6 protein-coding genes are annotated in these 13,651 nt (G+C 50.5%); all 6 read right to left on the bottom strand.

Annotated features, from left to right (window positions below):
• Positions 1-14: 14 nt before the first annotated feature.
• Entirely contained in the window at positions 15-4,586 is a 4,572-nt protein-coding gene (locus tag ACWIP2_RS14540) for a Ser-Thr-rich GPI-anchored membrane family protein (protein ID WP_448520663.1), read from the bottom strand.
• Between the two features lie 51 nt (positions 4,587-4,637).
• Positions 4,638-5,195 (bottom strand): hypothetical protein, encoded by a 558-nt coding sequence (locus ACWIP2_RS14545; RefSeq protein WP_448520664.1) that lies wholly within the window; start codon positions 5,193-5,195, stop codon positions 4,638-4,640.
• Between the two features lie 117 nt (positions 5,196-5,312).
• Positions 5,313-9,257 (bottom strand): AAA domain-containing protein, encoded by a 3,945-nt coding sequence (locus ACWIP2_RS14550; RefSeq protein WP_448520665.1) that lies wholly within the window; start codon positions 9,255-9,257, stop codon positions 5,313-5,315.
• A gap of 39 nt (positions 9,258-9,296) precedes the next feature.
• A complete protein-coding gene (locus ACWIP2_RS14555) occupies positions 9,297-10,079 on the bottom strand; it encodes a hypothetical protein (RefSeq protein ID WP_448520666.1) in 783 nt (260 codons plus the stop codon).
• A gap of 89 nt (positions 10,080-10,168) precedes the next feature.
• Positions 10,169-11,599 carry an MBL fold metallo-hydrolase RNA specificity domain-containing protein gene (locus ACWIP2_RS14560; protein ID WP_448520667.1) on the bottom strand — a complete coding sequence of 477 codons (1,431 nt, stop codon included), beginning with the start codon at positions 11,597-11,599 and terminating at the stop codon, positions 10,169-10,171.
• Positions 11,600-11,701: 102 nt separating this feature from the next.
• The gene (locus ACWIP2_RS14565) at positions 11,702-13,597 is read right to left on the bottom strand and encodes an amidophosphoribosyltransferase (RefSeq protein ID WP_448520668.1); all 1,896 of its coding nucleotides are present in this window, start codon (positions 13,595-13,597) and stop codon (positions 11,702-11,704) included.
• Positions 13,598-13,651 lie beyond the last annotated feature (54 nt).

Here is a 13,651-nt window from a genome sequence, read left to right on the forward strand (position 1 = left end):
CGCCAATTGCCGGCTTATTCTATTACTAAACGACGCAGAACAACCATCGGCTTATCCAATGAAGGATGGCTTACCTCCAAACGACAGAGATATACGCCTTTTGCCAGCAGTTGGGCAGCATTCCGATCCCATGTACGGGTGTGGAAACCTGCGCGGTACTGTTTGCCTTCGCTGAACACCTGTTGTCCCATCGCATTGACAATGCTCAGTTGCACGTTTGCACCTTCCAGATGATCGGGCAGGGCAAAGTCTAGGTTGGCTTGGCTGTGTGCCGGGTTAGGCCATACCTGAAATGATACCTGCTCTACATTCATTTGTCGCTGCACAAAGTTCCAGTCGCCGTAGATCACGCGGAAGCGATGCGCCGCCTGTTCGCTGCGGAAAGTGTAGCGATTGGTTTTGCTCATATCCACGTAGCGCTGTGCCTCGCGGTCATAGAGGAATAGCATCGCGCTGCTGCCAAAGTAGCTGTTATCCCACTCGATGGATATATTGCCACCTGTGCGATTGGTTTCGATGCTGAATTCCCAGACGTACTCGCCCGCTGTTGGCACTACGTCTTTGGTAAACTTAGGATAGAAATAATCGGTGCGCAGGAAATTTACCTCCAGATAGTCGGCAAAGCGCGGCAGTGTCATATCGTCGTAATCGTCTTTGAGTTCGGCTGCATCGGGGCGCATACCAAAGCCACCGAGCGTATTGACCAACTCGCCGTTGCGGACGCGCAGTTGCACATCCCATGCGCCGCTGTTGAGCGGGTTGCGCAGGGTTTGATCTTCTGCTTCCAGTCTGCCGCTGTTGATACTGCGGTTTTTCAGTACAGGAATGTTCACACTCAACGGGCGATCGGCAAATACAAAGCCACCGCGGAATCTGCGCAGCACGTCTTCATCGCGGAAGTTACCATCGAAAGTACGCAGCCTGCCCAAGCCGTTCGGGTTGTTATTGGCCGCACGTACATCGTTCCACGAAATATTGAAGTTATACGGCGATGCAATCTGATTCCAGCCTTGTTGCAGGTTCATTACAAAAGGATTGGCTTGATTATTACGCGCTCCATCGCCCGGGCCGGTATCAATGCTATTGGAAGCACCTGCCCATGGTTCGCGCACGATCAGCCAGTAACCTCTGCCAAGGACAATATTGCGGAAACCTTGCGGATATTCGAGATTTTGTCCGTTTTCGTAGTGGAAAAGCCTCCAACGAAGCCTGTCGGGTTGCCCCAGTTCATTTTCGAGTACGGCAAGCGCATCGCGGTTGTCTAAGTTGAGCGGTACAGAAATGATCTGATATGCCTCCTGCGACTGACCAAAGCGGATGTCGGGAATAAGCAGCCCGCGACTGCTCGAGTAGCGCACGTAGGTGTAGCCGCGCTGCGATCTGGTTGTATTGCCCGAACGATCAATTACTTCGAAGAAGTACTCTACGCCCAGTTCGTCAAAATCTCCACTGGCAATAAATGCACGATAAACGTTATCTGTCAGTACGGCATCGCGCTGGCGGAATGAGTTATCGTCTTGCGTAATACCTTTAAAAAAGCATATCACGCGCTGAATGCCTACGTTGTCCGTAGCGGTAATCGTCGGCGCAATAGATTCGATCGTTTGGCTCAGGTCAAGTACTGTCGGGAAGTTGGTATTGCTGATTACCGGCGGAATATTATCTACGGCAATGCTGAATACGCCATTGCTAAGTCCGAAAACAGCGCTATTGGTGGCAACCGAAACGCGTACTCGGAAGTTCGTTCCCAAAGGAAAGTCTGGTGTAATCAGGCGATTAAAAGTGCCGCTATTCTCTACGCTGCTTGCAATCTCGCGCACAAGCGTTCCGTCAGCATTCACCAACTCTATCCGGTGCAGCAGGTTGCCAAGATTGCTCTGCCATACAATATTGTAAGACAGCGTGCGAAACCATGTAACGCCTGCAGCAGGCGATGTTACCGTAATTTCGGGGCGAGTAATGCGGAAATCGGCATTGCTGTCGTCGAAGAATGTAGGCGCACCTACTGCGCTGATGCGAACGCGATAATCTGTACCTGTAGTCAAGTTGTCAGGCAGCGTCCAGTTGAAAGTGCCGCCTGTTACCGAAGTGGCAATGTTTTGCAGCACTACGCCACCTCTGAGCAAGTCTATGCGTACAGGTTCCCCGTTAAGATTGTCCTGCCAAGTGATGTTGTAGCGGAAGTTATTGCTAAACCACGCTTCTCCACCATTAGGTGTCAGCACTGTGATTGTCGGACGGATCAGTTCTATAAAGCCAACGGTTTCTGTGAAACGTGTTTCGTCTCCCAGATTGGTGATGCGGATGCGGTAATCGCTCGATGGTGGTAGATCTGTAGGAACTACCCAGCGGAAAATATTGCCCGTAACATTGTCTGCAATAGTACGCAACGAAACGCTGCCACGGAACAAGTCTATGCGCACATTGCCGGGCAGGTTGGTTACCCATGTGATGTCATAGCCAAAGCCAAGAAACAGTTGCTGTCCACCGGAAGGAGTGATAATGCTGAACTGCTGTGCCAGGAGGCGGAAATCGTTGTCGCTTACATCGGTAGCGCGGTTGTCTTCTGTACGTACACGAATGCGGTAACCCTCCTGACCGATACCCAGCCCTACAGGCGCAATCCATGTAAAGCTGCCCTGCGCCGCAGGAACACTGGGATTGACAACGCCCAGCAGATTGTTGTTTTGCAACAGTTCAATAATTACGTTGCCTTGCGTAATGTTGGTTTGCCAGCGGATAGTGAATGTTGTACCGCGCACGATAGCCTCACCGCCATTGGGTGCAGTAACGCGGATTGTGTCATTATTGGCAATCGCAAAGTCATTATCGCTCAAATCGCGGATGAGTGAGTCCTGCGCACTTCTGACGCGCACGCGGTAGTTGTTGCCCACAGGCACATCAGCAGGAACTGTCCATTGGAAATTGCCATTGCTGGCTACATTAGTAGCAATCGGGCGCAGGAAGTTACCTCCTCTGAACAGATCAATGTTCACATTTTCGGGAATATTGTCCGTCCATACAATCGCATGGCTGCGGGTGCGAAAAAAGGTTTCGCCGCCGTTCGGTGTCTGTACAGTAATTACAGGATCGGCCAGAATTTCGAAGTTTGCCGCACTCTCCGAGCTGGAGTTATTGGCAAGGAAAGTAATTCGGATGCGATAGTTATTAGCAGGCGTTACAGTCGGTGCAATCAGCCAATCAAAGTTGCCATTATTCGGGATGCTGGTTGCAAGATTTTGAACAACTGTTCCGGCGCGCACGAGGTCTATGTTCACATTACCGCCCAAGTTGCTCTGCCAAATGATCGGGAAGTTGCGGGTGCGGTTAAATACCTCCCCGCCATTGGGGGAAACAATGCGCCCAAAAGGCCCTGCAATGGAAAAATTACCCGAAGTGGCTACATATTCAGGCGTAGTATCGAGGCTCGTCAAACGAATGCGATAATCGTTGCCTTCGGGCAGCGTATTAGCAACTGTCCATGTAAAAGTCCCGTTGGCAGCAGGAACGCTTGCCGCCAGCACTTCAGTTACAGCGCCGCGCAGCAGTTCTATGCGCAGGTTTCCCGTCAAATTAGTTTCCCATGTGATATTAAAATTAGCGCCGCGCAAAACGTTTGCACCTGTCGCAGGAGCATTCAGGATCAGGAAATTACCAATCGTAAAGTTATTAGCAGAAGTAACGCTGATCGTATTATCCGAGTTATTTGTCAGGCGGACGCGATAGTCGTCGCCGTCGGGCAGGTTATTAGGTATTGTCCATGGAAAAGTCTGCAAGCCCGTACCTGTGCTAATGCTTGCCGTTACAACTCCTGCCTTGAGCAACTCAATGCGAAAATTACCCGGGATACTGGTTAGCCAGCGGATATTTTGCGTTGTGCCGCGCTGCCACCGTTCGCCGCCATTAGGCGCTTCTAAAAGCAGCACACGCCCAATGATAAAATCGAATGCACTGGAAGCTCTTACAAAAGGATCGGCAACGCTGCTGATGCGGATGCGATAGTTGGCATCATCGGGCAGGTCAGCGGCTACGTTCCAAAGCTCTGTGCCGTCGTTGGGAGTGGAAGCAAACAAAACCGCCTGCACGCTGCCGCCGCGCAAAAGCTCTATGCGCACGTTTTCTGTCGGAGGCAGGTTTGTGCTTGTCCATGTGATAGTGGTGATAGTTGGCTTTTGCAGCGCCTGCCCACCGTTGGGCTGGGTGATGGTAATACTTCTGCCGCCGGTAATAGTGAAGTTATTATCACTTTGGTCGGTTTCTGCCGAAGCAGTAGCGCGGCGGATTCGAATGCGGTAGTCATTGCGGCTGGCTATCGTTGCAGGAACGTTCCACACAAAAGGACTTGCCGTAATCGCAGACGGCGTAAGAGTCTGGTAGAGTTCGCCGCCTGCCAGCAGTTCCAATACGAATACATCGTTTGCCGGAATGCTTGCCGGAATAAATGTAAAGGTAATATTGACCGTACTACCAGCCGTGATGTTTTCGCCGCCGTTGGGCGAGGTGAGCGTTACAGCCTGCGCAGATGCCCAGACAGGTGTCAGTAGCAGCGCCCACAACATTAATTTTTGAAATAGTTGCTTTGTCATCATCTTGTGGCAAAGTTTGAAAATTACTTGAAAAAAATGGATTCGTTTTTGTTACTGGCCGTCCGGCAGCGGAGGCTCAGGAAGTTCGCCAGTGCGCGGCCGGGCAAGCTGAATACCAAGGAAGCTAAGCCCTACAGCTAAAATCAAACTACCTGCTATCCAGATATACCTGCGGTTGTTCTTGCTGTCTGCTTTGAAAGTCAGCAAGTTGCTTTTACCATTCAGGTTGTTGTCATTAACCGACTGGACTACGATCCGGTAGCCACCGCCCTTGGGAAAGTTGGCAGGCACGTTCCAAACAAAACTATTTGCACCCGGGCGGCTCGCTATACGGTATTCTACTGTTGCATAGAGGACTTCGTTTTTGAAAAGCTCTATCCGAACTGTATCCGTAAAATTGGCAGTCCATGTAATTATTTGCTCTTTGCCCGTAATCACTACATCCTTAGGCTGTTCTAACCTGATTGCTTTCAGGGTATCGGCAGGTGTTGGCACATACAAACTATGCGCTATTGCAGCGGCATGAGCAGGATAAGGCGCTGCTGCCTCTGCCCAAATTGGCTGGAGCATGGCAAGCGCCATCAACGCAATAAAAAATAACTTTTTCATGGAAAATGAGTTACATTTTGTCTGCAATATACAAAGATCGGGCGGCTTAGCCGATCTCCTATATTACGTAAGTAACGGTTTAAAGGCTGCAACAAATACCTCCTATAGAGGATTTATTTACCCATTTTCCTTCCACCAGTTGCGGCTGAACTGATACCGATAGTCCCATGCTTTGCGGTTGAAATGCAGCGGCTGATACACGAAGATGCTACGCGCCGAAACTGCACGATAAAAAGGTAAGTCGTCGGTCAGGATCATCGTTGTAGGCACAGCATTCTCGTCAGTTGCTATCAGATCGGCGAAGGGCTGACCGCTCCGCAGGCGACTGTCTGCGCTTTGCAAGCGGCTTGCCAACGAGTGATCGGGCAGTTGTTCGCTCCCCCGAACCACTGCGCTCACATGCGGTGCCTGTTCCGACACCGCATAGGCATATTCCAAATAAGCACGCAACAGGCGCGGGCCATTGTTGGCAACGTTTTCCACCTGTAGCTGCTGTGGAAAAATACTGCTGACTACAATAATGCGCTCGCGAGCGCGGGTAACGGCTACGTTCAGCCTGTTTTCGCCTTTGACTTGGCTCAGGCTGCCAAAGTTGAGTTGCAGTCTGCCCGCAGCCGAGGGCGCATAGCCGACGGAAAAGACGATACAGTCCCGTTCATCGCCCTGCACGTTTTCAATATTTTTGACAAACAGCGAAGCGGGCAGCGAAAGTCCGCTTTGCTCTAGTAAATCCATGATGAGCTGCTGCTGGTGAATATTGAATGTAATGATACCGATGCTTCGATCGGGATACTGTACTAATTGCTCGCTAATGATTTGCACGACGGTTTCGGCTTCGATGCGATTGGTTTTGCCCTCCCAAATGCCCTCGACCTTCACAAAGCGAATAGCGCTGCTTTGTGGCTGCCAATCGCTGCGATAGGGCAGCGTTTGCAGTTTCTGCTGATAAAAATGGCGGTTCGAAAATCCGATCAGTTCAGGGTAGCGGCTGCGGTAGTGTCCGGTGAGCATCATCTGCGGCAGGTAACGCTTACCCAGATCGAGCAGCGACTCTACCTCCAGTTCGGGAGCTGCCTCCTCTTCGGAATTGACCTCCTCCCAGCGCGGGCGGTACAAATCGAAGGGAGCTAACTGCTTATCATCGCCAACGATGACGGCCTGTTTGCCCCTGTACATGGCCGGAATGCCTTTCTCGGCAAAACATTGCGAAGCCTCGTCAAAAATTACCAGATCGAAAAGCTCTTGCATCGGGAACAGCGCCGAGGCAGACTCAGGCGAAGCCAGCCAACAGGGTACAAGGTTCGCTAACTCATCCCAATAGCTTGCAATCAGTTTGCGCAGCGGCCAAACTCCCCGCTTTTTGCTTACCTGATGCAACAGATCGCGGTAGCTAACTAAATTTTGCAGGCGGTTGTATTCTAAGTTACTGAAAGCACGCTCCCAAGCCCGCGACTGTGCAATCTGTAAACTAAGCGCCTGTTTTTGTACGACTGCCTGCCGCAGTGCGTCAGCAGTTTGCAGCAGCGCCTGTCCGCTTGCCTTGCGCAAAACAGGAAAAAGATTTTCCAGACGCACAAGCGCAGCCAAACGCCATGAGTTTTCAAAAATCGGCAGCCATTCCTCGTAGCGATCGGGAGCTTCTGTGGCTAATAACTCAATCATTTCCTGCTCTTCGCTCTTCAGCTCCGATTTGAGCGCATCTATCGCACATAAATCCTCAAAAAGCGCATCCAACTGCGTGCGCATCGCTGCTGCCTCTTCGGGATAAGCCCAGAGAAAATCCTGCTGGGCTTCGGAAAGAACCTGTCCCCAGGTCTGCTGCCAGTCGGTAATTTTTTGCATAGCAACTGCCAACTGTCGCCACTGCCGCGGCAAGGCCTCCCACTTGCTTGTCACTACGTCAAAATCGGGCAAATGCTCAGCTACAAAATCGCACCAGTCGGCAAGGATTTGCCGATATTCTACGGTTTTTGTGAAAAATATTTTCCATTGTTGAACATCCAGCGAATCGGGATAAGGCAGAAAGGGTAATATTCCTTGCAGCGCAGATTTTGCGGCTTGCAGTTGCTCGTAGCAAGTAATTTTGTGAAGCAAATCGCTTGCACCTTGCACCGAAAGCGGCAACTGATGCAAAGTCAGCCACTCGCGCAGTTGTTTCTTTTTCCCGGAAAAGAACCATTTGATTGCACCTGTCCAGTTTTGATGATCGTGCAGATAGCTTTGGAGCAATACTTTAGCTTCGGGTACTGCCTGCGGCGCTAATTGCCAGTTGCTCAGCTCCTCTGCCCACGCTACGACCTGTGCTGCCACCTGCGCAAAATTCAGCGGCAGTTGCGCCCGATTGCGTTGCAGCCACTGCGCCGCTATTGTATTGTAAGCCTCCCATTGCAGGCAACTTGCTCGCGGCTCAAGCGTATCCTGAAGTTGTCGCAAACTTTCAGGAAGCCGACTCACCCTTGTCCATGTTTTTTGGGTAAAGTCCTGCGTCAGCGGATTATCAGCGAGCATGTGCCTGCAAATATCAACCACCGCCGGAACTTTCTCCAAAACTTGCTGCATCGGGCGCAGGTCGGCAATGGATTTTTCGGCAAAAGAACGCCTGTTGCGCCAGAGCGAAGTCGGAGCGTCTGTCTGCCGCGCATAGGAAAGATAGCGCTGCAAAAGGTTTGCAAAGGACTGCGCATTTTCATGGTTAAAATAGTTGGACAAGGACTCGCTCATCTGCACATGCGGACGCTTGAGCGAACTGGTCAGGTAAAGATTTTTGGCGCTGATGCCGCAAGTACTTTCATCGAAGAGGGCTTTGCGGAAGTCCTCCAACTCGCGCTCGGCTTGCACAATGCGCCGTGCGATTTGCAAAAACTGCTGCTCGTTTTGCAGCATTTCTACATCTATGCGCTGCTCGTGCTTTTCCTGCACCTGCTGAATCTGGCGGGCAATATTGGCATAAATGCGGGCGCGGTCTTGCTGAAAATCGTGGACAAGCGCTGCAAAATGATGCAGTTCTTTTTCCTGCAAACGCTGATAAACAACATCTAAGGCAGCCTTTTTCTGGCAAACCACCAGCACGCGCTTTCCCGAAGCCATTGCGTCGGCAATCAGATTGACAATGAGTTGCGACTTGCCTGTTCCCGGCGGGCCTTGCACGACCAGCGACTGCCCGCTTTTGATTAATCGCAGCGCTTTTTCCTGCGTAGCATCTATCTCGTAGGGAGTTACGATTTCCTCTTCGCGAGGCGCTTGCCGCACATTTGCCTTGTTGAAAAATACTTCGAGATCCTCCGCCTGCTCGTCTGCCAACAGCACGTCGTAGTCGGGTGCAAGGTAAGAATCTGCCTGTGGAAACTGCCCTAAAACCGCTTCGGGAACTAATTTGAGCTGCCCTGTGGCTGTAGCTGCGTCTAATTCTTTTCTGGTGAAAGTAGTAAAAGGCTGCAACCGCTCCTCGAACTGTCCGGCATTAAAATGAAGTTCCAGTTTGGCGCTTTCCAGCAGGCGATACAGTCCTGTGAGAAATGTTATTACGTCTTCAGCGGGATTTTCGGGTGTCCAATCATTGAGCAACTGATTGAGCGGCTGCCCGTTGTGATGCGCATACGCTAGCAGAAAGGTCTTGTTAAAGCCAATCGGCACGTCTTCGCGCAGCGTCAAGAGCCATTTGCCGTTGTGCGTCGCCAGCCGCACCGGAAAAAACAGCAGCGGACAGCGGACAACCGTATCGTTGTTGAGTCGGCCTTGTACGAAAGGATAACCCACACAAAGATTTTCGGCGCCTTGCTCTTCCAGTACGGTCTGTGCGGTGCGTTGCAGTTGCTTAGTCAGGTAGCTCACCCGATTGTTGGCAGCGTCGCGGGCATCTGCCACCTGACACAGCGGAATGCGACTTTTTCCCGCTACCAACTGGCGAATAATATCGAAAGCAGGTTTGCCAAGAACAAAATCGAACTGCTGCAAATCTATATGCTGCCCAATGTAGAGCCGCAGCAGCAGCAGCGAACGATTGTTACCGGAAAGATTGGTCAGGCGTTGCCGGAATACCTGCAATAATTTTTTGACAGCCACTTGTTACAGCGTTTAGCGCAGTTTCAAATGTAAGGATTTTTAGCCTTGCATCTCAAATACTTGTATGCCGTCGGGCAACAGCAAAATCGCGAACCTTTCGCTCATCACAAAAAATACGTCTTCGGCAAAGCCTTTTACTTTGTCTGCAAGGGTTGCCTGCGCGGCTATCTTGCCCGTGGCAGCCTCGAGAGCCAGCCATTTGAGCGAACCTGCCTCTGTATCACAGGCAAAAAGCATGTAGCGGCTGTTTTCCCAATAGTGAATAGAAAAAGCGGGATTTTCGCCTGTCAATTGCTGTAAATAATCGGCAATCCCCTCAAAATGAGGCGATTGCCGGTCGTAAATAACAGGTGTGGAAATTTTTTGGGTTGATATATTTTCGCTGTTGCCAGCGTCAGGTTGTATGGTTTGCCCTGTGTTTGGGTCAAGGCTGCGGCGCAGGATTTCGCCCTGTTCTATCCGGTACGTATGCAGCGCGTTTTCGGTTACTTCCGTCAGGTAGTCATCGGGTTGCTGCCAGCGCAGCGTTGTACTTGCCATCTCCCACGCCCAAACGCCGCGCGGGTCGGGGTAACGGCTGCCTTGTTGTTGGTAGAGCAGCATCAGTTCCGCTGTCAAACCCGCCAGATGGTATGTCAAAGGCTGTTCGGGTGGTTGCCAGTCGTCTATTGGCAGGCTTCCTTCGCTGATATTGAGCACACTGAACGCTACGCCGTCGGGCTTGCGAAATTCCATCGCCAGCAAATCGGGCGCTGCTTCAGGATTGCAAACGATGCGAAACAGTCGCATATCGGGGTAGCGGTATTCCAAGTATTCAGTCATGCGCAAAGGCTTCTGTATTATTTGTGGTTATTCATTTATCGCAAAGCAAATCTAAAAGAACACAAGGATTGAGCGCAGAGTATATTGCCTTATTCCAACACAAAAGTTTGTCCTTTTTCGGGCATGGCAATCTGATGATAGCCTTCTTTTTGCAGCGCCGATTGGAAGGCTTCCATAGAATCCTGTTCACCATGCACTAAAAATAGCTGTTTCAAGCGGTTAGGCGCTTGCTGTTTAACAAACTTTATCAGGTCGTCTTGGTCGCCGTGTCCGCTGAACGCATCGGTGTATTTCATTTTAGCAAGCACCGGAATTTCCTTGTCGCCCACACGCAGCGAGGAAATGCCGTCCAGTAGTTGTCTGCCCAGCGTATTTTCTGCGCTGTAACCAATCATCAGAACAGTACAGTAGGGATTGGAGAGGTTGTGATGGATGTGGTGCTGAATCCGTCCGCCTTCCAGCATACCCGAAGAGGAAATGATGATACAAGGTTGGCGATAGTTGCTGATAGCTTTGCTGTTTTTCAGGTCTTCTACAATGACCAAGTTTTCAAAGTCAAACAGGGTTTCGTGGGTCGCCAAAAAATCGCGGGCATCTTGGTTGAGCAGTTTGTTGTAGCGCGCGTAAATTTTGGTGCTCTGCAAAGCCATCGGGCTATCGGAAAACACTTTGATAGGCGGCAGCCGTCTTTGGGTTGCCAATTTATTGAATGTGTAGAGCAAAGACTGTGTGCGTCCTACGCTAAACGAGGGGATAATCAGCCTGCCGGGTTTATCTACACAGGTCTCTAAAATAGCTTGTTCTAATTCGGTTTCCACTTCCACGTTGGGCGTATGGTTGCGTCCGCCATAGGTGCTTTCGCAAATCAGGTAGTCCACCTGCGGAACGGGCGAAGGGTCGGGCAGCAGCGGGTAGTTACAGCGTCCAACATCGCCCGAAAACAACAGGCTGCGCCGTTTGCCGTCTTGGTTTACTTCAATGAGAATATTAGCAGCGCCGAGCAAATGACCTGCCGGGATAAAAGTGACGTGCAAACCCTTTTTCACCTGAAACCGTTGGTTGAAAGCGATGCCAACAAAATTGTTGATTGCCGCATCTACCTGTTTTTCAACGTACCACCCATTGACCACATGAGACGGCGGCGTTTCCTTCTTTTTTTTCTTTTTGGAAAGATTTTGCAGGCGACGGCGGTGTAGTGCCGCCGAGTCGGTCAGCAAGAGATGTGTCAAGTCTATTGTTGGCGATGTGCAAAGGACTTGCCCTTCGTAGCCTTCGCGATACAGGTTCGGGATATTGCCCGAGTGATCAATGTGAGCGTGCGTCAGCAGCACCAGATTAATCGTACTTGCATCAAAAGGAAACACCGAGCCGGGAAACGCTTGCGGCAGTTCGTCTTCTTTGCCGCGCTCTCTGTCCATATCAAAACCGCAATCTATCAGGATGCGGTAATCGTCTTCCAATTCCAATAAATACATACTGCCCGTAACTTGTCGGGCAGCCCCCCAAAATGTCAGCTTCATCCTCTCAAAATATCTTTTACACTATGTTTGTTCACACACAAACCTGACGGTTTTGAAAACCCATCAGGTTTTGGACAGCCTCTTTCACATAGCATCGGTTCGTTAATAAGCCCGCTCTTGCGAACCTTCCATAAAATTGATAAACGCCCTATTGACGATATAATTACCGCCGGGCGTGGGGTAGTTGCCTGTAAAATACCAATCCCCAATGTGATTAGGGCAGGCTTTGTGCAGATTTTCTACCGTTTGATAAACAACTTTTACTTCTGCCTGAATGTGCGGCTGTTTGACAATCTGCGCCACTTTATCCGAAATCTGTTCGTAGGTAAAAGGCTCGTAGATTTCCTTTACGTGATTGACGACTTTGTGCTTCTCCAACTTCATGGAATCTACGCACTTTTGGTGAACTTCTTCCAGCAGATAAAGTTTTTTGTGTTCTTTGAGCAACTCGCAGGCGGCGCGGAAAGCTACAAAGTCCTGCATCCGCGACATATCTATGCCGTAGCAATCGGGGAAACGGATTTGCGGCGCAGAAGAGACAATCACGATGCGCTTGGGTTCGAGTTTTTCCAGCATATTGATAATGCTGCGTTCCAGCGTAGTGCCGCGCACGATAGAGTCGTCTATTACCACAATCGTATCGTGCCGTTTTTTGATGACTTCGTAGGTGGTGTCGTACACATGCCCGACTAAATCGTCGCGGTGTGCATCGTCGGTGATGAAGGTGCGCAACTGGGCATCTTTAATCACTAACTTTTCCACACGTGGGCGGAACGACAGCACAGCATCTATGTCTTTGCTGCTGAGTTTTCCTTCGTAAATAGCCTTTTTGCGCTGCTCAATCAAAAACTCATCTATGCCCTGCATCAAACCCAGAAAGGCGGTTTCTGCCGTGTTGGGGATGTAGGAAAATACGGTATTGTTCAGATCGTAGTCAATAGCTTTAAGGATTTGGTCGCGGAGGAGGTAGCCCAGCGCCTTGCGCTCCTGATAAATTTCTGGGTCGTTGCCGCGTGAGAAGTAGATGCGCTCAAAACTGCACGAACGCTTGGGTAACGCATCGGTGAAAGACAACATGCGGTAGTCGCCGTCTTTGTCGATAATTAACGCATGACCGGGCGTGATTTCCTGAATTTGATTGTACCGGCAGCCAAACGCAGTTTTAATCGCAGGTTTTTCGGAGGCAACCACAACAACTTCATCGTCGGCATAGTAGTAGGCCGGACGGATACCCGCCGGGTCGCGGGCAACAAATGCTGCTCCGTAGCCCGTCAGTCCTGCCATTGCATAGCCGCCGTCAAAGTCTTTGCAAGCCCGCTGCAATACGCGCTGTAAGTCTATGTGCTTTTCTAAAAGAGTGGTAATTTCCTGATTATCAAAGCCTTGCTGGTTGTATTGGTCAAACAGGCGCTGATTTTCCGAATCGAGGAAATGTCCTATTTTTTCCAATACGGTAACTGTATCGGCTTTAGCTTCGGGATGCTGACCGAGGCTGATGAGTTTCTCAAACTGGTCATCTACGTTGGTCATGTTGAAGTTGCCTGCTACAATCAGGTTGCGGCTGCGCCAGTTGCTGCGGCGAATAAACGGATGGACGCTCTCGATGCCATTGCCGCCGAAAGTGCCGTAGCGCAAATGCCCCAGCCAGAGTTCGCCTGTGTAAGGCACATTATTTTTCAGCCAGTTGGCATTTAAGTATTTATCAGGGTGCTTTTTCTGCGCTTTGCGCAACGCCTTGCCTACCTTTTTGAAGATGTGTGCAATGGGTTGTGCTTTAATGGAACGCACCCGTCGCATGTATGGATTGCCGGGTCGCGGATTGATAACGATGTTGGCGATACCCGCACCGTCCTGTCCACGATTGCGTTGCTTTTCCATTAGAAGATACAAGCGGTTGATGGCATAAGCAGGCGTGCCGTATCGCTCAATGTAATAGGAAAGAGGCTTGCGAAGCCGAATCAGCGCAATGCCACATTCATGGCTGATAAAGTCGCTCATGCGAAGGCTAAAAATAAGAAGTGCAAAATTACTCTTTTTTCCCCAAAAGTTATC

It is taken from the genome of Rhodoflexus sp. (genome assembly GCF_053489755.1).